This window comes from Trichlorobacter sp. (genome assembly GCF_034008105.1).
In the GTDB taxonomy this organism is placed as follows: Bacteria; Desulfobacterota; Desulfuromonadia; order Geobacterales; family Pseudopelobacteraceae; genus Trichlorobacter.
The window spans coordinates 82823-103178 of sequence record NZ_JAVEPN010000009.1; the positions used below are offsets into that span (position 1 = coordinate 82823).

The 20356-nt window shown below is 58.8% G+C and carries 15 protein-coding genes, 5 tRNA genes and 1 pseudogene; 3 read left to right on the plus strand and 18 right to left on the minus strand.

Annotated elements, in window-relative coordinates; genetic code table 11:
• Positions 1 to 45: 45 nt before the first annotated feature.
• Together RBQ93_RS07170 and mtaB are read left to right on the plus strand one after the other, a co-directional pair.
• On the plus strand, positions 46 to 3690 hold the full coding sequence (locus RBQ93_RS07170; RefSeq protein WP_320371425.1) for a DUF748 domain-containing protein: 3645 nt from the start codon (positions 46 to 48) through the stop codon (positions 3688 to 3690).
• An 8-nt stretch (positions 3691 to 3698) separates the two neighbouring features.
• The gene (gene mtaB / locus RBQ93_RS07175; RefSeq protein ID WP_320371426.1) at positions 3699 to 5009 is read left to right on the plus strand and encodes a tRNA (N(6)-L-threonylcarbamoyladenosine(37)-C(2))-methylthiotransferase MtaB; all 1311 of its coding nucleotides are present in this window, start codon (positions 3699 to 3701) and stop codon (positions 5007 to 5009) included.
• Between the two features lie 138 nt (positions 5010 to 5147).
• Here the strand turns inward: mtaB and xseA are convergent, their stop codons facing one another.
• A complete protein-coding gene (xseA, locus tag RBQ93_RS07180) occupies positions 5148 to 6488 on the minus strand; it encodes an exodeoxyribonuclease VII large subunit (RefSeq protein ID WP_320371427.1) in 1341 nt (446 codons plus the stop codon).
• Between the two features lie 79 nt (positions 6489 to 6567).
• Here xseA and RBQ93_RS07185 point away from each other — a divergent pair, with 79 nt between their 5' ends.
• Complete coding sequence (locus tag RBQ93_RS07185; protein WP_320371428.1) at positions 6568 to 7971, plus strand: ParA family protein; 1404 nt, start codon at positions 6568 to 6570, stop codon at positions 7969 to 7971.
• On the opposite strand, the gene RBQ93_RS07190 is transcribed toward RBQ93_RS07185, so the two are convergent.
• From RBQ93_RS07190 to RBQ93_RS07270, 17 genes and pseudogenes are all read right to left on the minus strand, one after another.
• Positions 7968 to 8957 carry a divergent polysaccharide deacetylase family protein gene (locus tag RBQ93_RS07190; RefSeq protein WP_320371429.1) on the minus strand — a complete coding sequence of 330 codons (990 nt, stop codon included), beginning with the start codon at positions 8955 to 8957 and terminating at the stop codon, positions 7968 to 7970. The genes RBQ93_RS07185 and RBQ93_RS07190 overlap by 4 nt on opposite strands.
• Positions 8958 to 10310, minus strand: coding sequence for a S41 family peptidase (locus RBQ93_RS07195; RefSeq protein ID WP_320371430.1), 1353 nt, complete (start codon positions 10308 to 10310; stop codon positions 8958 to 8960).
• Between the two features lie 86 nt (positions 10311 to 10396).
• Positions 10397 to 11581: a murein hydrolase activator EnvC family protein gene (locus tag RBQ93_RS07200; protein ID WP_320371431.1), complete on the minus strand. Its 1185-nt coding sequence runs from the start codon at positions 11579 to 11581 to the stop codon at positions 10397 to 10399.
• A 5-nt stretch (positions 11582 to 11586) separates the two neighbouring features.
• Positions 11587 to 12537: a permease-like cell division protein FtsX gene (gene ftsX, locus RBQ93_RS07205; RefSeq protein WP_320371432.1), complete on the minus strand. Its 951-nt coding sequence runs from the start codon at positions 12535 to 12537 to the stop codon at positions 11587 to 11589.
• On the minus strand, positions 12521 to 13204 hold the full coding sequence (gene ftsE / locus RBQ93_RS07210; protein ID WP_320371433.1) for a cell division ATP-binding protein FtsE: 684 nt from the start codon (positions 13202 to 13204) through the stop codon (positions 12521 to 12523). The genes ftsX and ftsE overlap by 17 nt, the downstream gene beginning before the upstream one ends.
• A gap of 116 nt (positions 13205 to 13320) precedes the next feature.
• Positions 13321 to 13506 (minus strand): hypothetical protein, encoded by a 186-nt coding sequence (locus RBQ93_RS07215; RefSeq protein ID WP_320371434.1) that lies wholly within the window; start codon positions 13504 to 13506, stop codon positions 13321 to 13323.
• Between the two features lies 1 nt (position 13507).
• A complete protein-coding gene (locus RBQ93_RS07220) occupies positions 13508 to 14239 on the minus strand; it encodes a polyprenol monophosphomannose synthase (RefSeq protein WP_320371435.1) in 732 nt (243 codons plus the stop codon).
• Between the two features lie 69 nt (positions 14240 to 14308).
• Positions 14309 to 14385 (minus strand) — tRNA-Asp (locus RBQ93_RS07225).
• A 75-nt stretch (positions 14386 to 14460) separates the two neighbouring features.
• Positions 14461 to 14536 (minus strand) — tRNA-Val (locus tag RBQ93_RS07230).
• 21 nt (positions 14537 to 14557) lie between these two features.
• Positions 14558 to 14634 (minus strand) — tRNA-Asp (locus tag RBQ93_RS07235).
• A gap of 42 nt (positions 14635 to 14676) precedes the next feature.
• A pseudogene (locus tag RBQ93_RS07240) lies at positions 14677 to 14997 on the minus strand (HU family DNA-binding protein); the annotation flags it as partial.
• Positions 14998 to 15046: 49 nt separating this feature from the next.
• Entirely contained in the window at positions 15047 to 16306 is a 1260-nt protein-coding gene (gene clpX, locus RBQ93_RS07245; protein ID WP_320371436.1) for an ATP-dependent Clp protease ATP-binding subunit ClpX, read from the minus strand.
• Positions 16303 to 16902, minus strand: a complete 600-nt coding sequence (gene clpP, locus RBQ93_RS07250; protein ID WP_320371437.1) for an ATP-dependent Clp endopeptidase proteolytic subunit ClpP — start codon at positions 16900 to 16902, stop codon at positions 16303 to 16305. The genes clpX and clpP overlap by 4 nt, the downstream gene beginning before the upstream one ends.
• 11 nt (positions 16903 to 16913) lie before the next feature.
• Positions 16914 to 18233 carry a trigger factor gene (gene tig, locus RBQ93_RS07255; protein WP_320371438.1) on the minus strand — a complete coding sequence of 440 codons (1320 nt, stop codon included), beginning with the start codon at positions 18231 to 18233 and terminating at the stop codon, positions 16914 to 16916.
• Between the two features lie 36 nt (positions 18234 to 18269).
• A tRNA-Leu gene (locus RBQ93_RS07260) sits at positions 18270 to 18352 on the minus strand.
• A gap of 76 nt (positions 18353 to 18428) precedes the next feature.
• Positions 18429 to 18515: transfer RNA gene (locus RBQ93_RS07265), tRNA-Leu, on the minus strand.
• Between the two features lie 90 nt (positions 18516 to 18605).
• Positions 18606 to 20324, minus strand: a complete 1719-nt coding sequence (locus RBQ93_RS07270; protein ID WP_320371439.1) for a 30S ribosomal protein S1 — start codon at positions 20322 to 20324, stop codon at positions 18606 to 18608.
• Between the last annotated feature and the right edge of the window lie 32 nt (positions 20325 to 20356).

Consider the following 20356-nt stretch of genomic DNA (forward strand, 5'->3'; position numbering starts at 1 on the left):
TGCGGTATAGTTATACCCCTGATCACCCGAGCGGAGGAGGCTGTCATGTACGGAAAAAAGGCGCTGAGCTGGCTGCAGCAGCACTGGAAACCCTTGGCCCTGTGGGGGGGTGGCGTTGTTACGTTGGTGTTGCTGTTTATGGTGCTGGTGCTGCCGGGCATTGTACGCAGCCAGGCCGAAAAAGGGATCGCCACGGCGCTTAACCGCAAGGCCAGCATCGCCAAGGTGCGGATCAACCCGTTCGGCATGACCGTCACGGTGGAGGGTTTCCGCCTCTTTGAGCCGGACGCTAGCACCCCCTTTGTGGAGCTGGGCAGCCTGACCGCCTCGCTGAGCAGTTCTTCACTCTACCGCTTCGGCATTGTGGCCGATCGCCTGAGCATTGATAAGCCCAATGTGCGGTTGGTGCGCAGCGCCGATAACCGCTATAATTTTTCCGATATCCTGGACCATCTGGCCCGGCAGCCCAAAAAAGAGAGTAGCGGCGGCCCGCCCCGCTTTTCGATCAATAATATCTCGATCAGCGACGGCACCTTTCTGTTTGACGACCGGGCCGTGGCGGTGGCCGGAGGCAAGCAACACACGGTGCGGGAACTGCAGCTGGCGATCCCGTTTATCAGCAACATCCCCCATCTGGCCAACAAATACACCGACCCGCTCTTTTCGGCGGTGATAAACGGCGCGCCGCTGCGTTTTGAAGGCAAGGCCAAACCATTGGCCAAATCGATGGAAACCACCCTCAACCTGAAGCTGGACCGGCTGAACCTGCCCCACTACCTGGCCTACCTGCCGGCCGATCTGCCGGTGAAGCTTGCCAAGGGCAGCCTGACCCTGGACCTGGCGCTCTGCTACCGGGTGCATGCCTCGCAGCAGCCGGAACTGACCATCAGCGGCCTGACCCGGCTGGATGATCTGCAGCTGGTTGAAAAGAACGGTACGCCGCTGGCCTCGTTTAACCGCTTTGATCTGCAGGCCAAAACCATCGAGGTCTTCAGGCGGCTGGTGGACCTTGATCTGGTGCGCCTGGAGGGCCTGCAGCTGCAGGCCAGCCGCGATGAAAAAGGAAAGCTGAACTTCCAGCGCCTGGCAGGGCCGCCCAAGACTGCAAAACAACCGGCAACCAAAAAGGCAGACAGCGGCCCGCCACTGCGGCTGAAGATAGCCAGGGCCGAGCTGAAAAACGGCTCACTCAGCTTCAACGACCGCCAGCCCAAGGGTGGTTTTAAGGCGCGCTTGTCTGAAATCAATGCCACGCTGGCCAACATCTCCACAGAAAAAGACGCTCAATCCAGTTATGAGCTGGGGCTGAAAGGTGACAACGGTGAGCAATTCAGCGCCAAGGGAACGGCGGTGATCACACCTTTGGCGGCCACCACGACCTTTGATCTCAGCAACATCAAATTGCAGCAGGGCTGGCCCTACCTGCAGACATGGCTGACCAGACCGATCAGCGGCAACCTGGGTCTGACCGGCACAGCGGAATTTACAGCGGCCGACGGCCTGAACGCCCACGACATCGCCCTTTCGCTGCAGAAGCTGGCTGCCCCGTTCGGCGCCACAGACGGCATCAAGCTGGCGCGCCTTGATCTGACCGGCATCGGCTACAACCAGCAGCAAAACCGGGCCGAGGTGGGCGAGATCAAGCTGACCGGCGGCACGGTGACGCTCTCCCGTGAGCGGGACGGCTCGCTATCGCCCCAGGCGCTGCTGGTGGCCAAGCAGCCGGATGAAACCAACAGCTCCCCTGCCCCGGAGCCTCCCCAAAAGCCGAAAAAAGACGATCAGCAGGCGCTGGCCTGGCTGGTGAAGCAGATTAACGTCAGCGGCCTGAATGTCGGTTTTAAGGATAACAGCCTTACAGAACCGGCCAGCCTGAACCTGCGCAACATCAGGCTGGCCACCGGCAACCTGCAGGGGCCGCTCTTTAAGCCGATGCCGCTCAGCTTCAATGCCAGCTACGGCAAGAATGCACCGATCAGGGCCCAGGGCAGCCTGACGCCGCAGCCCTTTGCCTATCAGGGCAGCCTCAGTTTCAGCCGTTTGCCGATCAGCGATATTGATCCCTATCTGCCGGACAACCTGCATGTGACGCTGATGGGCGGTACCCTGGACAGCCGGTTACGGCTGAACCTGCGCCAGGACAAGGCCGGCACGCTGCGCGGCAGCTTCAGCGGCAACACCGGCCTACGCAGCTTTCACGCCGTGGATGAGGCCCAGCAGGAGGATCTGCTGAAATGGGAAAGCCTGCAACTGGATCAGATCCGGGGCACCCTGGCCCCGTTTGGTCTCTCCATCCGCCAGATCGCCCTGAATGACGTCTATTCGCGCATTGCGGTGCGCAAGGACCGCACCCTGAACCTGCAGAACCTGGTGAGCACCGAGCAGGACAAGGGACAAGGGTCACAGGTCACTGGGCAGGAAAACAGACCCAAACCAGCCAAACCGGCAACGGCCACGGCTGCAGCGGCAACGCCGGCTGGTGCACCGCAGATCAGGATCGATGAGGTCACAATCCAGGATGGCACCATCGCCTTTAGCGACGCCCACCTGCCACAGCAGTTCAAGACCACCTTCCAGAAGCTGGGTGGTCGGGTGACCGGGCTGTCGTCGGCCATGAACCAGTTTGCCGATGTGGATCTGCGGGGCAGTCTGGAGAATCACTCGCCGCTGTTGATCAGGGGGCAGATCAACCCGCTGCGGGATGACCTGTTTGTGGATCTGACCATCTCCTTCAAGGATATCGAGCTGTCGCCGGTCAGCCCCTATGCCGGCACCTACCTGGGCTATCTGATCGACAAGGGCAAGCTGTACCTCGATCTGAAGTACCATATTGAAGACAAAGTCCTTAAGGCCTCCAACAAGGTGTTTGTGGACCAGTTTACCTTTGGCAAGCAGGTCCCCAGCGACAAGGCCACCAGCCTGCCGATCAAGCTGGGGGTGGCCCTGTTGAAAGACCGCAACGGCGAGATCCATCTGGACCTGCCGGTGACCGGTCGCACCGATGACCCCCAGTTCAGCGTCTGGGGCGTGGTCTGGCAGGTGGTGAAAAACCTCTTCATCAAAGCAGCCACCTCGCCCTTTGCCCTGCTGTCGTCGATGGCGGGCTCCGGCGAAGACCTGAGCAGTGTGCCGTTTGCCTACGGCAGCACGAAGCTGGCCCCAGCGGAGCAGCAGAAGCTGCTGACTCTGGCCAGAGGCCTGAATGACCGGCCGGAACTGAAGGTGGAGTTGAAGGGGTACGTGGACAAGGAGCGGGACGCCGAAGGCTACCGCAGCAAACTGCTGGCCAGGAAGATGCGTCAGGAAAAGTACCTTGAGTTGGTAAAGTCCGGCAAGGGGGGCAATGTGCAGTCGGCTGACAAGCTGACCATCGAGCCCAATGAGCAGTCGCGCTACCTGAAGCGGGTCTATCAGAAGGAGAAGTTCCCCAAGCCGCGCAATTTCATCGGCATGTTGAAGGAACTACCCGATGCCGAGATGACCAAGCTGATCATTGCCAACACGAAAGTGGGTGATGCCGAGCTGAAGCAGCTGGCCGCCGACCGGGTGGCCACGGTGCGTGCCTTTTTGACCGATGGCGGCAAGATGGCCCAGGAGCGGCTATTCCTGAAGGGGGACAACATCTACAAACCGTCGGCCAAGGAGAAGGGAATTGGCAGCCGGGTTGAACTGAACCCGATCCTGCCATAAGCAAACCGATGAACAACGCTACACACAAACGGATCGCCATCGCCACCCTGGGCTGCAAGGTCAACCAGTTTGAGACCGCCGCCATGGCCGAACAGCTAAAGGCCGCCGGCTGGCAGCTGGTGCCGTTTAACACCCAGGCCGATCTGTACCTGATCAACAGCTGCACGGTGACCAGCCGCAGCGATGCTGAATCACGCCGGCTGATCCGCCGCGCCCGTCGACTGAATCCGGCGGCCCGGGTGGTGGCCACCGGCTGTTACGCCCAGGTGCAGCCCGAGGCGCTGGCCGCCATGGTGGAGCTGGATCAGGTGCTGGGCAACGAGGAAAAACAGCGGATCGTGGAGGCCCTTGTCCAGGGCGACAACCAGGTGACCGACCTGAGTACGCTTACAGCAGCCGGCCCGTTACGGATCACCAGCCACCTTGAGCACACCCGCGCCTTTCTGCAAGTACAGAACGGCTGCGAAAACGGCTGCAGCTACTGCATCGTGCCGGCGGCGCGCGGGCCAAACCGCAGCGCGTCAGCGGACGAGGTGATCACCACCGTGCAACGGCTGGCCGCCAACGGGTATCAGGAGGTGGTGCTGACCGGCATCCATCTGGGGGCCTACGGTCTGGATCAGCAGCCCACTACCAGCCTGACCGAGCTGGTGCGACAGCTTGAGCAGCTGTCCACCATCCCCCGACTGCGGCTGGGCTCCATCGAGCCCAACGAACTGACCGACGAACTTTTGGACTGCTTTGTGGCCTCAAGCCGTCTCTGCCCCCACCTGCACATCCCGCTGCAGAGCGGCTGCGACACGGTGCTGGAACGGATGCGACGGCGGTACACGGCCGACTTCTACCGCAGTGTGGTAGAGCGGGCCGCTGCGTCCCTGCCGGATGCCTTTATTGCCGCCGACCTGATTGTCGGCTTTCCCGGCGAAACCGAAGCGGAGTTCGAGACCACCTATCGGCTGGTGGAACAGTTGCCGCTGGCCGATCTGCACGTCTTCCCCTACTCCCGCCGTCCCGGCACCCCGGCGGCTGAGCTGCCTGATCAGGTGCCGCCACAGGTCATCACCAGGCGGGCCGAACGGTTGCGCCAGCTGGCAACAGAAAAGCGGACGGCGTTTCAACAGCGTTTCGTTGGACAGACGCTGCAGGTGCTTGGCCTGCGCCACGATCTGCAGCAGGGCATGCTCACCGGCTTGTCCCGCAACTACCTGGAGCTGCGTTATCCAGGCGGGCCTGAACTGCTGAACCAGGAAGTGACGGTGCGGGTGACCGGGATGGAACAGGGAATGCTGGCGGGAGGGCTGATCTCGAAAAGCACGTAACACAAAGCTACAAAGACAGGGCGCAAAGACGCAGAGAACGGCCTTTACACATGACACCTGATTGCCTTCAGGGCTACATAGCGTCTTCGGGCCTTTGCGTTAAAAGATTTCGATGTGTGACAAAGAGAATGCACGCCATCAAGTTGACGTTTGCTCCACCCGGCAGAGTGCCCCACCCCGCGCCAGCCTCAGGCGCAACTGCTGCCCCACCGTAAGCTGATCACTCGCACGCACCACCCTGCCGTCGCTCACGGATTCAGCCACGCTGTAGCCCCGCGCCAGGGTCTGCAGCGGCGACAGTGTATCCAGACGGGCGATCGCCTCACCCTGTTCCCTGCCCAGATGATCAAGCAGCGCCGTTACCCGGCGTTCGGCCCGTTCCGAAAGCAGCTGCAGCTGTTGCCGCAGTGCGGCGACCCGGACTGAAGGGTGCTGACCGGCCAGGCCCTGTTCCAGCCGGGCCAGCTGCTCCCGCCGCCGGGCCAGCAGGTTACGCAGCCCGTTATCCAGCCGCTCGGACAGGTCATCCACCCGCTGCCCCAGGTGTCCCAGCAGCAGACTCGGATCGTGCAGGGCACGGCCAAGTCCTTCCAGGCGACGCTGCAGCAAAGCCAACTGTCCCTGTAGGGCTTGCTGCAAGCGGTGCTGCAAACTTTCCAGCCGCTGCAACAGTTCTTCACTGCTGGCGCAAACCAGCTCCGCCGCCGCCGAAGGGGTCGGCGCACGCAGGTCGGCCACAAAATCGCAGATGGTCCAGTCGGTTTCATGGCCAACGGACGAGATGACCGGAATCCGGGAGCGGACCACCGCCCGGGCGACAGCCTCCTCGTTGAAGGCCCACAGGTCCTCCAGCGAGCCACCACCCCGCCCCACAATCAGCACATCGGCCGCCTGCAGCCGGTTCAGGTCATCAATGGCCTGCGCGATCTCAGCCCCAGCCCCTTCTCCCTGCACCCGCACCGGATACAGCAGTACCTCCAGCGCCGCAAAACGGCGACCAAGCACATTCAGGATGTCATGGATAGCGGCGCCACTGGCGGAGGTGACCACCCCCACCCGGCGCGGCATGACCGGCAAGGGCCGTTTGTGGGCCTCGTCAAACAGCCCTTCCGCGGCCAGGCGCTCCTTCAGTTGCATGAAGGCCAGTTGCAGGGCGCCGGCGCCCTGGGGTTCCAGATATTCGCAGATCAGCTGGTACTCGCCCCGCTGGTCGTAGACCGAGACCCTGCCCCGCACGATCAGTGACTGGCCTTCCTGCAGGCGGAACTTGAGCGCCTTGGCGCTGCTGCGGAACATGACGCAGCGCAGCATGGCGCCGCTGTCCTTGAGGGTGAAGTAGAGATGCCCCGAGGCGGGCTGGGAAAGGTTGGACAGCTCACCCTCCAGCCAGACGTGGCTGAAGTTCTCCTCCAGCACGTCCTTCAGCAAAGAGGTGAAGCGTGAAACGCTGATGATGGTCCGGTCGCCAAAAAGGTCCATGGCGGCACCCTAGCACAGCGCCGTAGCGCGGTCAAACCGGCCGTTCACAGCAAGGTTGACCGGGGTGCTGCTTTTGCCTATGATGCGCGCCATGCACACCTTCCCGTTTATCCTGACCATCTCGTCCGAAAAGGGCGGCGTCGGCAAGACCACCCTGGCCACCAACCTGGCGATCTACCTCAAGGCGATGCAGCCGGAGCTGATGGTGACCATCCTCTCCTTCGACAACCACTTTACGGTGGACAAGATGTTCGAACTGAAGGGACAGCAGCAGCACGGCACGGTGCAGGAGTTGCTGAACGGTGTGCCGGCTACGGAACTGGTGCTGCAGGGGCACTATGGCGTGCAGTACATCCCCTCCTCCAACCACCTGACCGAGCTGTATCCTGAGTTTAAGGGGCCGATGGCGCTCTGCCGCATGATGGCGGAATCAGGGCTGTCGGGGATCGTGGTGATCGACACCCGGCCCGACCTGAACATCCTGACCCAGAACGCGCTCTACGCCGCCGACCGGGTGCTGATACCGGTCAAGGACATGCCCAGCCTGGAAAACTGCAAGCATATCTTCGCCCTGTTCGACCAGCGCGGCATTGACAAAAAATCGCTGTCGCTGATCCCCTGCCTGATCGACAACCGGATCAAATACGACGGCATTTTCAAGGATCAGCGCACCCTGCTGAAGGCCTTTGCCATCAACCGCGGCTACCGCTGCCTGGAGACCTATATCTCCAAGAGCCCCAAGGTGGAAAGCCTCAACACCAATCCGGACGGCAAGATCTACCCGATTCTTGGCCATGCCCGCGACACCGAGGTGCATGGCCAGTTCAGCGAACTGGCCCAGGATATCCTGACCAGTTACGATGCCACCCCTGAACCACGCGCCTATCTCTACCACCGTTGGCTGAAAGAACAGGAAAGCCAGAAGAAGGAGGCCTTTCTGGCCCGACTGGAAGGGATTCCGGCCCACTGCGTGATCTGCGGCGCATCATTGGATGGCCCGACCGCCAAGGGGTTTTTCTATGAATCTGGCGACCGCACCAGCCGTGGTTTTCTACACAGCGACTGTTTTGTAACCCTGCTCTGCAACACCCTCTATCACCTGCCGGTCAACAGCGAGGTCCACGCCCTGTCGCTGCAGATGATCCGGGAAAGCGCCCGGGAATCGGTGGCGGTTTTTCTGCCCAGCGCGGATGACGACGGTGGGTACCGGCTGCGCTTTATGCAGCTTGATCAGCATGGCTCAGCGCTCCTGGAGCGGACGGTTTCTCTGACCGGTTTCAGCGAAGGCCTATTTGACGGTGTGCGGGATCAGCTGTACCTGCTGTTGAACGAATCACTGGCGGGCTACGACGGGGGATTACGCAACAGCTGGCTGGCGGTGCATCCGGTGGATGAGGAACATCCCCAGCAGGTGCTGCAGGAACCGCGCTACCGCCAGCTGCAGGAACTGCACCGAAGGATCGGTACGCTGCTGGATGCCTAACGGACCAGTCGTGAGGCGTATACCAGGGTAATGCCTTGCTGCTGCAGGGTTGGCAAGGCCTTGGCCAGGGTGGCGATGGTTACGGGATGGGGATGGCAGATGGCGATCGCCCGGCCGGTCTTGCGGGCGCGGTTAACCGCCGTGCTCAACTGACCCATGATATAGGCTTCCTGCTGTTCGTTATCCAGAAACACATCCCGCCGCGCGCTCTTCATCCCCAGTTCGGCGGCCAGCCGAGAACCCACCGACGCTGGTGTGGTGACACTGTCCACAAAGAACAGACCCCGCTGACTGAGCAGTGACAGCACAGCGCGCATCTGCGGTTCGTCTTCGGTGAAGGCTGAGCCCATATGGTTGTTAGCTCCCTTGGCTTGGGGAACCTGGGTAAAATAGCCTTCCACCAGCTGCTGCAGCTTTGCCTGATCGTAACTCAGCAACAGACCATTGGCCTCCAGTCGTCGGCGCGGATATTCCTTGGACTGCATCGGTAGGTGCAGCATCACCTCGGCCCCCTGGCTGTCGGCTAGGGCTGCCACCTCACGGTCATGGCGCAGACCGGGGATCACCGCCAGGGTAAGCGGCACCCCGATGGCTAGCAGACGGCGCAATTCCTGGAGCGAACTGCCCATATCATCCACAATGATGGCCAGCTCGGCCTTGCCTGCCGACAACGGCTGCTGCGCGGGTGGCAGCTTTATAGCAGGCCGGGGGGTATCGTCGGTGTAGTGTTCCCAATCAGGCCCTGGTTCCTTGTTCGGCAGCGCATCAACCGGAACGGGTGAGGCCGGCGGCGCAACGTGCGGTATAGCAGGAGCAGCGTGTTGTTGCGGCTTAAACACCTCTTCCTGCTGCTGCCAGGCAAAGAAATAGTAGCCCCCCACCAGCAGGGCCAATAGCAGCACAAGGAAAACGGCAAGGGCGGTGAGGCCCTTGCCGTTCTGTTTTTTGTAGCGATTAGTGCGGGGCTGGCGTGGCTTCTGTGCCATCTACTTGTTCACCGAACCCAGGGTCTTGAGGATGTCCCAACTCTTGAGCAGATCCACGGCCCGCATCAGCTGGTAGTCAACCTTGAGGGGATCAAGGGGCTTCTTGTCCTTCTCCTTGGGCTCGTCCTGCTTGTCTGCAGGCTTATCTGCGGTGCTGCCGTCGCCTTCAAAATGGTTTTCAAGGTCCTTTTCACGTACGAACATCATCTCCCGTTTGGTCGGCTCCTTGGGCAGCTCCACCTGCTCCACCACAATATCCGGGGTGATCCCCTTGGCCTGAATCGAGCGCCCAAGCGGGGTATAGTAGCGGGCCGTGGTCAGACGCAGACCGGAATCATCGGAAAGCGGGATGATGGTCTGCACCGAGCCCTTGCCGAAGCTCTGGGTGCCCATCACGATGCCACGCTTATGATCCTGCAGGGCTCCTGCCACGATCTCGGAGGCGCTGGCGCTGCCGGCGTTGATCAGCACTACAATCGGATAACCGGGCTCCTTGCTGCGGTTGCTGGCAACAAACTGCATCTTGGATTCTTTTTCACGACCAGCGGTGTAGACGATCAGCTTGCCGTTCTCCACAAAATGGTCGGAAATCTTGACTGCCTGATCCAGCAGCCCGCCGGGATCGTTGCGCAGGTCCAGCACCAGGCCAGCCAGCGGTTTGCCCTTATTTTCGTCCACCAGACTCTTCAAGGCCTTGGCAAAGTCCTCATCGGTCCGCTCCTGGAACTGGGCCACCCGCACGTAACCGTACCCGCCGTCAAACAGACGCGACTTGACGCTCTTGACCTGGATGATATCGCGCAGCAGCGGAAACTCTTTAGGGCGGTCAAAACCTTCCCGCATGATGGTCAGCACCACCTTGGTGCCCTTGGGGCCGCGCATCCGCTTGACCGCGTCGGTGATCGAAAGGTCTTTGGTAAAGCGATCATCGATCTTGATAATCTGGTCACCGGCCTTGATACCGGCCCGTTGCGCCGGGGTGTCCTCAATCGGTGAAATAACCGTCAGGATGCCGTCCTTGATGCTGATCTCGATACCCAGGCCACCAAAGGCGCCCTTGGTATCGATCTTCATCTCCTTGAAGGTGTCGGGGGTCATGAAGGAGCTGTGGGGATCAAGGGCCGCCAGCATGCCGTTGATGGCGCCGTAAATCAGTTTCTTGGAATCTACCTCTTCCACGTAGTTCTTCTTGACGATGGTCATCACATCGGTGAACAAACCGATATATTCGTAATCGTTGCCGCCTTGGGCGTTACAGCGACGTTGCGTGCTGATACCGATAAAGGTGATCAGGGCAATTGCCACCACCATAAATCCAAGGGCCACCTTTTTGGTTCTGCCAGGCTTCTGCATGCGCGTTTCATCCTCCGCTTGATCGTGAAACAATACTGATTTCCTATACTACAACAACTACTCTCAAGAAACGATTTTTTTCACCCCTAGCGCACCCAGCCCGACGGGTCTTGAGGTTTACCCTGATGCCTGACTTCAAAGTAGAGCACCGGGCCACGGGTTGAATCAACATCACCCACCAGGGCCAGGGTGTCACCCCGTTTGACCTCACTGCCCACCTTGCGGGAAATCCGGCTGGCATGGGCATACAGGGTAAAATAGCCGCCACCATGGTCAACAATCACCATGTTGCCGTAGCCCTTGAAGTAGTCGGCAAAGATGACTGTTCCCTCATAAATCGCCTTGATCTCGGCACCGGCAGCTGCCGCTATAAAAATTCCCTTGGTGAAGGTGTAGGAATTAAACTCTGGGTGTTTGTGCTTGCCAAAACCCTCCACCACCTCGCCCCGTACCGGCATCGGCATACGCCCCTTCTGGGAGGCGAAACCGCGGTCAGGAACCGGCGGCAGCTCAGGAGGCAGCTTGCGGCTGCCGGGTTTCGCCTGCTTCTGGAAGGCCCGGCGTCGGCTCTCGGCCTCCAGCCGCTCCATCATGTTCTGCAGCCGGGCCGCATTGGCTTGCAGCACCTTGATCGACTGTTCGTAGGACTTGCGATCCCCCTGTACCTTGGAGAGGTAGCTGGCCTTTCTCTGCTTTTCCTGTTCGATCTCCTGCTTCTTGGAGGCGATGGTCCCTTTGAGCCGTTCCTTGCGCGAGGCGTCCTTTTCAAGCCGTGTCTTCAGCTGGCGCAACTCTTCAAGCTTCTGGTTATATTCAGCAAAAATCCGCTTGTCATGCTCAAGCACCGAGCGCATATAACGGATGTTTTCGGCCATCTGCGGAAAACTTTCGGCTGAAAAGAACATCCGCACGGCACCCAGCTCGCCGGCCTTATAGAGTGCCGTAAGACGCCGCTCGATCTGACGCTGCTTAAGCTGTGCCTCTTCGGTGACCTGCGCAACCTCCTGCTGGGTGCGGCTGATGGCCCCTTCAACCGTGGTCAGGTCACGATCGAGCTGTTTGAGCTCGGCTTCCTTACGCTCAAGGTTTTTCAGTATCTCCTGCAGTTCCTGCGATACGGCCGCCTCAACCTTTTTGGTTTTTTTGAGCAGAGTCTGTTTTTCTCGGATCTCGCGCCGCACCCCACGCAGTTCGTCCTGGGGCGAGCTGGCCAGTACGACGCCTGTCAACAACATCAGCAGAGGAAGTATGATCAGCGCGGAACGCAGCATAAGGCCTAACTGTCCGCCATGAAACGCCGCAGCGAGGTAATGCTACCCACAAATCCCAGTAGGGCGCCGGCCAGCACCAGGCCCAGCATAAACTCAAGCGGCAGGAAGGCCAGGCCGGAGGTGGCCGGATTGAAACTCAGGAAATTGCCAGCATTATGCAGAAACAGCTGGTACATCGCCACAATCAGGCCCAGTGACAGCAGACCGCCAGCCAGCCCCTGCAACAAGCCCTCGATCAGGAACGGCATCTTGATGAACAGGCGGGTGGCCCCCACCAGCGACATGACCTCCAGCTCATCCCGCCGTGCATAGACCGTCAAACGGATGGTGTTGGAGATGATAAAAATTACCGCCACCAGCAGAAAGCTGCCCACCAGCGCCCCCACCAGCCGCATGAAGGTCAGAAAGGTGTTAAAACGACGCACCCACTCTTCGCCATACTGGATCTCGCCAATGCCCGGCACGCCACGCAGACGGCTGACATAGGCATCCACCGCCTCGCTGCTACGACTGCCCTTCTTGAGGGTAATCTCAAAAGAGGTGGGCAGAATCTCGGGACGCACCCCTTCAAGCAAGGTCTCCTGCCCCCGCAGACGCCCTTTGAACCGTTGCAACGCCTCTTCGCGCCCGACCCACTTCACCTTGGCTGTCCCGGACAAGGCTTGAATCCGGTTACCAAGGTCAATCTGCTCCTGGGGGGCCAGGTCATTGTCGAAATAGACCGTGACCTGCACCCGCTCGCTCCAGGATTCAGCGGCGTTTTCAAGGTTGACCACCAGCAGCATGAACAGGGCCACAATCAGCAAGGCAACGGTAATGGTGCCGATGGTGACAACGTTGACAAACATATTCTGCCGGATATTGGATAGGGCCCGGCCAACAAAGTACCGTAACCGTCCGCCAGCCCCTTGGTGGGACATGGTGGGTCGCTTGATGACGTTACGAGACGACCGCATCAGCCACCTCCTTGTCTGGCGCCAGTTCGCCACCCTGCAGCCGGATGGTACGGTAATGGGCCTGCTCGATCAGACGTCGATCATGGGTGGCCACCACCACGGTGGTACCCATCACATTGGCATCCTTGAAGATGTTCATGATCTGCTGTTTGTTGGCATCATCAAGGTTGCCGGTGGGCTCGTCGGCCAGCAGTATCTTCGGACTGTTGACCAAAGCCCGTGCCAAGGCTACCCGCTGTTGCTCGCCGCCGGACAGACGCTGGGGCGTCAAGTGAATCTTGGACTCCATCCCCATCTGTCGCAGGATATGCATCACCCGCTTGCTGATGTCGTTACGGTCCCAGCCCAGCACTTCCAGCGTAATGGCAACGTTTTCAAACACCGTGCGATTGGGCAACAGTTTGAAATCCTGAAATACCACCCCGATGGTACGCCGCAGAAACGGCAGTTGCGAACGGCTAAAACGGCTGATGTTCTGGCCATCGATCAACACCTGACCACGGGTGGGGGTAAGGGCGCCATAGATCAGCCGCAACAGAGTGGTTTTGCCGGCGCCGGACGGACCGGTCAAAAAGACAAACTCTCCCTTGGCTATCTTGCAGCTGATGTTCTGCAATGCAGTGGCATCTTTTTGGTAGGCAAGCGAAACGGAATGGAATTGAATCATGGGTCATCACCAGGTACGAAGCATGGATTGCTGCCGCTTGATCAGCTACGGCAGGCTATACAAGGCTCTACCATTTCAAGCAGCGAATAACAACCCTAACCTGTACAAGGCTGGCATCAGGCCATGGTACAACCAAAGGCCCAGCAGCTAGCGAAGAACAGCGCCAGCCCTCCCCACAACGTAGCCTGACGGGCATCAAAGCCTCGGCCTATGGGGAAGGCCCGTGCGATAAAGAGCCCCAGCGCCGCAGCCCAGCACCAGAAGCAAACAACAACCAGCAGCGACCAAGTCTGCATTGACATGCTAACGTTTCCTGCCCAAAAGTTGACGGATCAGGCTGTCCAGCTTCAGCTTCCAGACCATCAACACCGCCTCCCGCACAATCCGCTTTGACATCTTGGACTGGCCAACCCGACGATCGATGAAGATGATCGGCAGCTCGCAGATGCGGGCACCCAGCTCAGCGCAGCGGAAATGCATCTCGATCTGAAAGGAATAACCGTCGGAGGTGATGCGATCAAGGTCGATCCGCTCCAGCAGGCTGCGACGAAAACATTTGAAGCCGCTGGTGCAGTCCATGATGGTAAGGCCTGTGATCAGCCGGGTGTAAACGTTGGCACCATAACTCAGCATCAAACGGCGCAGAGGCCAGTTGACCACGCTGATGCCATTGATGTAGCGGGAGCCGATTACCAGATCGTACTCGGCGATCTTTTCGAGAAACAGGGGCAGTACAGCCGGGTCGTGAGAAAAATCGGCATCCATCTCGATCAGATAGTTGGCTCCCAGGTCCAGGGCCCTACGGAACCCTTCCCGGTAGGCTGACCCTAGCCCCAGCTTGCCGGGACGATGCAGCACCTGAATGCGGCTGTCTTCCCGAGCCAGTTCATCTGCCAGTTGGCCGGTGCCATCGGGGGAGTTGTCGTCAACGATCAGGATACGCAGCGATTGGTGCTGGCTGAGGATACGTTCGGTCAACGGGCGCAGATTGTCCCGTTCGTTATAGGTGGGTATGACAACGTAGGCTGTGTCCATGGCGCTCACGATCTGGACAGTGTAAGACGAAAAAAGAGGGCGCCGACAAACGCCCTCTTTGGTTGATAATGGCGGGGTTGACGGGGCTCGAACCCGCGACCTCCGGCGTGACAGGCCGGCACTCTAACCAACTGAGCTACAACCCCATACGTGCTGCTTATGTTCGGCTGATGCTTTTTCGAGAAAAAAGGGAAAAGTGACCTTTTCCCTCCCTGCTCTATTGGTGGGTGAAGAGGGGATCGAACCCCCGACATCCAGCTTGTAAGGCTGGCGCTCTCCCAGCTGAGCTATTCACCCATTTACTGCTAATCTAAAAAATGGCGGGGCAGACGGGGCTCGAACCCGCGACCTCCGGCGTGACAGGCCGGCACTCTAACCGACTGAGCTACTGCCCCAACAGACGTTATTCTGTGCGCAACAAACAGGTGACGCGCTGATTACTTCTTGTTTACCGCTTCCTTCAGGGTCTTGCCCGGCTTGAACTTGGGCACGGTTGCTGCAGCAATGGTGATCTTCTTGCCAGTCTGGGGGTTCTGACCCTTACGGGCAGCACGCTTGGTGGTGCTGAACGTACCGAAGCCAACCAGGCTCAGCTTGTCACCTTTCTTGAGTGCACCAGTTACGGTTGCGATAAAGGCGGAAACGGCCTTCTCTGCTTCTACCTTCTTCAAACCGGCTTTCTCAGCAACAGCGGTAATCAGTTCAGCTTTCGTCACGTGACACCTCCTGAAATATGTAAAGAGAAGTTGTGAAGCGTTGTCGTCTTTACCAGATGGTGTTTGACAGTGTCAAGCACTTTTTCAGGTTTTACGCCGCCGCAGGGGTGGTCGTCTGGTCGTAGACCAACAACGGCCGCTCTTTGCGATAGATCACTTCTTCGCTGATGACCACCTCCCGCAGATGCTGCTGTGACGGGATTTCATACATGATATCAAGCATTGCACCTTCCAAAATGGCTCGCAAACCACGGGCGCCGGTGTTGCGTTTGATGGCTTCTTTGGCGATCGCCACCAGGGCGCCGTCGGAAAAACGCAACCGCACCCCTTCCATCTCCAGCAGCTTCTGATACTGCTTGGACAACGCATTTTTCGGCTCGGTCAGGATCTGTACCAAGGCCTCTTCATCAAGCTCAGTCAGGCTAGCCAGCATCGGAAGACGGCCAATAAATTCAGGTATGTAACCGTATTTGAGCAGGTCTTCAGGGGTGACCTGCAACAGCAACTCACCGGCCTTCTTCTCTTCACGTTTTTTGACATCGGCACCAAAGCCGAGGGTCTTCTTACCGATCCGCTGCTGAATCACGCCGTCAAGACCGGCAAAGGCACCACCGCAAATGAACAGGATGTTGGTGGTATCCACCTTCAAAAACTCCTGCTGCGGGTGTTTACGGCCTCCCTTGGGGGGGATGCTGGCCACGGTTCCTTCGATAATCTTCAGCAGCGCCTGCTGCACCCCTTCACCGGAGACATCACGAGTCAGGGACGGTGAATCGGCCTTGCGGGCGATCTTGTCGATTTCGTCGATGTAGACGATCCCCTTCTGGGCCCGTTCAACATCATAATCGGCAGCCTGCAAGAGCGATAGGATGATATTTTCTACATCCTCGCCAACATAACCGGCCTCGGTCAGGTTGGTGGCGTCGGCCATGGCAAAGGGCACCTTGAGGATGCGGGCCAGGGTCTGAGCCAACAGGGTTTTACCGGAACCGGTGGGCCCCAGAATCAGGATGTTGCTCTTCTGCATCTCGACATCGCCCGGCTTGGAGGGTGTCTCGATTCGTTTGTAGTGGTTGTAGACCGCCACCGAGAGGACCTTTTTGGCCATCTCCTGTCCCACCACGTACTCATCGAGAAACTCCTTGATCTCGCGTGGCTTGGGCAGTTTTTTTACATCAGGACCAAGGGCATCCTCCATGCGGCTTTCTTCTGCGACGATGTCGTTACACAGCTCGATGCACTCGTCGCAGATGTAGACCGCCGGGCCCGCAATCAGCTTTTTGACCTCTTCCTGGGTCTTGCCGCAAAAGGAGCAGGTCAGCGTATCCTGACTACCATCGAGCCTGCTCATTGCGCACCTCCCACATCGGGCTTCCGTTGCATAACGGCATCGATCAGACCATAACCGCAGGCATCTTCCGCCGACATGAAGTAATCGCGCTCAGTGTCGTTTTCCACCTTCTCCAGCGGCTGGCCGGACAGGTCGGCCAGGATACCGTTCAGCTCATGCTTCATGCGCAGGATCTCTTCGGCGTGAATCTTGATATCGGTGGCCTGACCGCTGAAACCTCCCAACGGCTGGTGGATCATGATCCGCGCATGGGGCAAAGCAAACCGTTTGCCCTTCTCGCCGGCTGTCAGCAAGAGCGCCCCCATGGAGGCGGCCTGACCGATGCAGATGGTAGATACCGGCGCTTTGATGTAGCGCATGGTATCAAAGATCGCCATGCCGGAGGTAACCACACCGCCCGGCGAATTAATATAGAGGTGGATATCCTTGTCCGGGTCCTCTGCCTCCAGAAACAGCAGCTGGGCGATCACCAGATCAGCCATCTGATCATTGATCTCGCCCCCCAGAAAGACAATCCGCTCCTTCAACAGGCGGGAATAGATATCATAGGCCCGCTCACCACGACCGGATTGTTCAACCACCATAGGTACGTACATGCTCAACTCCTCTAGGCCTCGCTTCCCTGCGTCAGTTCAGCGGCGTCCACTTCGGTCAGCTGCGACTGCTCCAACAGGAAGGCGATCGCCTTTTCTTCTTTCAATTCAGCCACCAACGAGTTGCGCGCATTGGCCTGAGCTGCGTAGAATTCGCGAATACGGGGCAGCATCTCTTCGTTGCCTGCGGCGATCTTGGTGTAACGTGCCTCCAGATCCTCGTCGGTCACGGTGATGTTTTCCTTTTCCACCAGCGCCATTACCAGTAGACCACCCTTTACCTTCTGGGTCGCCTCATTCCAGTAACGGGCCTTGAAGGCCTCTTCATTCAAGCCCATCATCTCCAGCGACATGCGCTGGCTCTGCAGGCGCTGTTTCATATTCTCCAGCATGAACTCAACCTGACGGCGCACCATCGAATCGGGCACCTCAAGGGGGTTCTTGGCGATCAGGGCGTCAATCACCCGCACCTTAAGATCGGTGTTGATCCGCTCCAATTCCTGTTGTTCGCGCATCTCGGCCAGTTTGGTACGCATCTCGTCGATGGTCTCGAAATCGCCGAACTGCTGGGCAAATTCGTCGTTCAGTTCCGGCAATTCCTTCTTCTTGATCTCTTTCAGCGTGACGGTAAAGGTGCCTTGCTTGCCAGCAAGCTCAGGGTTACCCTCTCCTTCAGGCATGGTGACCTCGATCGGCTTGGTTTCACCGATCCGCATGCCGATCAAACCCTCAGCCAGACCGGGCAGCAGACGACCGGTTGTCACCTCAACCTGGGCGCCTTGACCACTTGAGTCCTCAGCGGGCTGACCTGCAACACTGAAGCTGTAGTCAACGGTCAGCACCTGACCTTCTTCAACAGCAGCGTCTTCAACCGGCACCAGTTGGGCCATATTCTCGCGCATCCGCTCGATCTCGGCCTCAACCGCAGCTCTATTGGCAACATAACGCTCCTTCTTGACCTCAAGCCCGCTGTATTCATTGAGCAGAATCTGGGGCATGATCTCCACCAGAGCGGCGTATTTGAAGGGGGTGCCCTCCTCTACCAGCGGCATATCCTGAATCAGCGGCGCATCCACCGGCTCGATCTTGTGCTCGTCCAAGGCGGGAAACAGGGTCTGCTCGTACAGACGACGCATCACCTCGTCCTGCATAGCATTCCGGTAAAACTTCTTGATCATCTGCAGCGGCGCCTTACCCTTACGAAAACCAGACAAGGTGGCCTTTTTCTGAATACCGGCAAACGCCTTTTCTATCTCGGCATTGACACGCTCTGCCGGCACCTCGACACTGACCTTACGTTTGACCGAGCTGATCTCTTCTACCTGAACCTGCATCTGGAGTTCCTCACTTGGATGGATTTTACTGGAAAATGGTGCGAGAGAGGGGAGTCGAACCCCTACGGTTGCCCGCCAGATCCTAAGTCTGGTGCGTCTGCCAGTTCCGCCACTCTCGCAAAATGAATTGTTAGCATTAGGTGAAACGGCCTGCTACGTCAAGACCATTTCCGACCAATCGAGTGCGTCTATAGGTGGTGCGGGCAGCCGGGGTCGAACCGGCACAGCCTTGCGGCCGAGGGATTTTAAGTCCCTTGTGTCTACCAATTCCACCATGCCCGCCAATGCCAAAAAAGTCAGGGGTACGCTGCTTACGCACCCCTGACTTATGTAACGACTACAACCGATGCAACTGGCGCAGCCCAGACAGTGTTAGGCCTTGCCCATCCGGCTCTTGAGCAGATCGCCCAGATTGGAGGTGGCTTCACCCTGGCTACCCAGGTAGGATTCAAACTCTGCCTTTTCAGCAGCAGCCTGCAGCCCTTTGACCGACAGGGAGATACGACGCTCCTTAGGGTCGGCGCTCAGCACCACCGCCTCAATGGAATCACCCACCTGGGCAAAGTCCTTGGCGCTGGGAACCTTTTCGCGGGACAGTTCGGAAACGTGGATCAGGCCTTCAATCCCCTCCTCGATCTCGACAAACACGCCGAAATCGGTGGTGGAGGCAACCTTACCGGTCAGACGGGTGCCCGGAGCATATTTTTGCGGCACCAACGACCACGGATCCGGGGTCAGCTGCTTGATGCCCAGCGAGACGCGCTCGTTCTGAGGGTCAACCTTCAGCACCACAGCCTGCACCAGGTCGCCCTTGGCATATACGTCGCCAGGATGCTTGATCCGCTTAGTCCAGGAGATGTCTGAAACGTGCACCAGGCCGTCGATGCCGTCCTCAATACCGATGAACATACCGAAATCGGTCATGTTCTTGATCTGGCCTTCCAGTGTGGTACCCACGGTATAACGCTCTGCAATTGACTGCCAGGGGTTATCGCTGACCTGCTTCAGGCCCAGGGATATCTTGCGGTTTTGCAGGTCGACACCCAGCACCACCACATCGACCTGGTCACCGACACTCAGCATGTCGGCAGCCTTACGCACCCGCTTGGTCCAGGACATCTCAGAGACATGCACCAGGCCTTCAATACCGGCTTCCAGCTCAACAAAGGCGCCGTACTCCATCAGGCTGACCACGCGACCGGAGATCCGTGTGCCAACCGGGTAGCGGGCTGCCAGGTCCTGCCAGGGATCGGGCAGGGTCTGCTTGATGCCCACCGACACCTTGCCCTTCTCGCGGTCGAACTTGAGCACCTTGACGGTTACTTCCTGACCGGGGGTCAGGACATCGGCCGGCTTGCTGACGCGGCCCCAGGAGATGTCGGTCACATGCAGCAGGCCATCAACGCCGCCCAGATCAACGAAGGCGCCGTATTCGGTGAGGTTTTTGACCACACCCTGCATAACCTGACCTTCTTCCAGCTTCTCCATGGTGACCTTGCGGGACTCGGCCCGCTCCTCTTCCAGCAGACTGCGGCGGGAGAGCACGATGTTGCCACGCTTCTGGTTCAGGCTGATCACCTTGAACTTGGAGGACAAACCGATATAGGCGTCGCCGTTACCGGAGGGACGGATATCCACCTGGGAGGCGGGCAGGAAGGCGTTCACGCCACCGATGGCCACCGTGAAACCGCCGTTGGTCTTGGCAGCAATAACACCTTCAACAATGGCGCCTTCGCCACCGGCTTCATTGATGGTTTCCCAGGCTGCCATCTGATCAGCCCGACGCTTGGAGAGACGGTTACCGCCATCACGGGTGGACATAACCTTGATCTTGTCCCCCACCTGGACGGTGATGTTGCCTTCGGCGTCCTTAAACTCATTGATCGGCACGGTCCCCTCGGACTTGCGCCCGACGTCGACCAGCACCGTATCAGGATCAACACGAACTACCGTACCTTCCCATATTTTGTCACGCTCAGGCCGGTCCTTCTGCTCCTTCAGGCTGGCGCTGAACAGTTCAGCAAATTCGTTACTCTGGTGCTCAACATCCATCTCGTCCATATCTACGTTGAGCCGTTTTACCTCAGTCATGTGACCCTTACCCCCTGGTTGATTTTGCCCCC

Excerpts from the sequence above, each read along its gene's own strand:
- RBQ93_RS07170 (WP_320371425.1), top strand. The coding sequence starts at position 46 with ATGTACGGAAAAAAGGCGCTGAGCTGGCTGCAGCAGCACTGGAAACCC.
- mtaB (WP_320371426.1), top strand. The coding sequence starts at position 3,699 with ATGAACAACGCTACACACAAACGGATCGCCATCGCCACCCTGGGCTGC.
- xseA (WP_320371427.1), bottom strand. The coding sequence starts at position 6,488 with ATGGACCTTTTTGGCGACCGGACCATCATCAGCGTTTCACGCTTCACC.
- RBQ93_RS07185 (WP_320371428.1), top strand. The coding sequence starts at position 6,568 with ATGATGCGCGCCATGCACACCTTCCCGTTTATCCTGACCATCTCGTCC.
- RBQ93_RS07190 (WP_320371429.1), bottom strand. The coding sequence starts at position 8,957 with ATGGCACAGAAGCCACGCCAGCCCCGCACTAATCGCTACAAAAAACAG.
- RBQ93_RS07195 (WP_320371430.1), bottom strand. The coding sequence starts at position 10,310 with ATGCAGAAGCCTGGCAGAACCAAAAAGGTGGCCCTTGGATTTATGGTG.
- RBQ93_RS07200 (WP_320371431.1), bottom strand. The coding sequence starts at position 11,581 with ATGCTGCGTTCCGCGCTGATCATACTTCCTCTGCTGATGTTGTTGACA.
- ftsX (WP_320371432.1), bottom strand. The coding sequence starts at position 12,537 with ATGCGGTCGTCTCGTAACGTCATCAAGCGACCCACCATGTCCCACCAA.
- ftsE (WP_320371433.1), bottom strand. The coding sequence starts at position 13,204 with ATGATTCAATTCCATTCCGTTTCGCTTGCCTACCAAAAAGATGCCACT.
- RBQ93_RS07215 (WP_320371434.1), bottom strand. The coding sequence starts at position 13,506 with ATGTCAATGCAGACTTGGTCGCTGCTGGTTGTTGTTTGCTTCTGGTGC.
- RBQ93_RS07220 (WP_320371435.1), bottom strand. The coding sequence starts at position 14,239 with ATGGACACAGCCTACGTTGTCATACCCACCTATAACGAACGGGACAAT.
- clpX (WP_320371436.1), bottom strand. The coding sequence starts at position 16,306 with ATGAGCAGGCTCGATGGTAGTCAGGATACGCTGACCTGCTCCTTTTGC.
- clpP (WP_320371437.1), bottom strand. The coding sequence starts at position 16,902 with ATGTACGTACCTATGGTGGTTGAACAATCCGGTCGTGGTGAGCGGGCC.
- tig (WP_320371438.1), bottom strand. The coding sequence starts at position 18,233 with ATGCAGGTTCAGGTAGAAGAGATCAGCTCGGTCAAACGTAAGGTCAGT.
- RBQ93_RS07270 (WP_320371439.1), bottom strand. The coding sequence starts at position 20,324 with ATGACTGAGGTAAAACGGCTCAACGTAGATATGGACGAGATGGATGTT.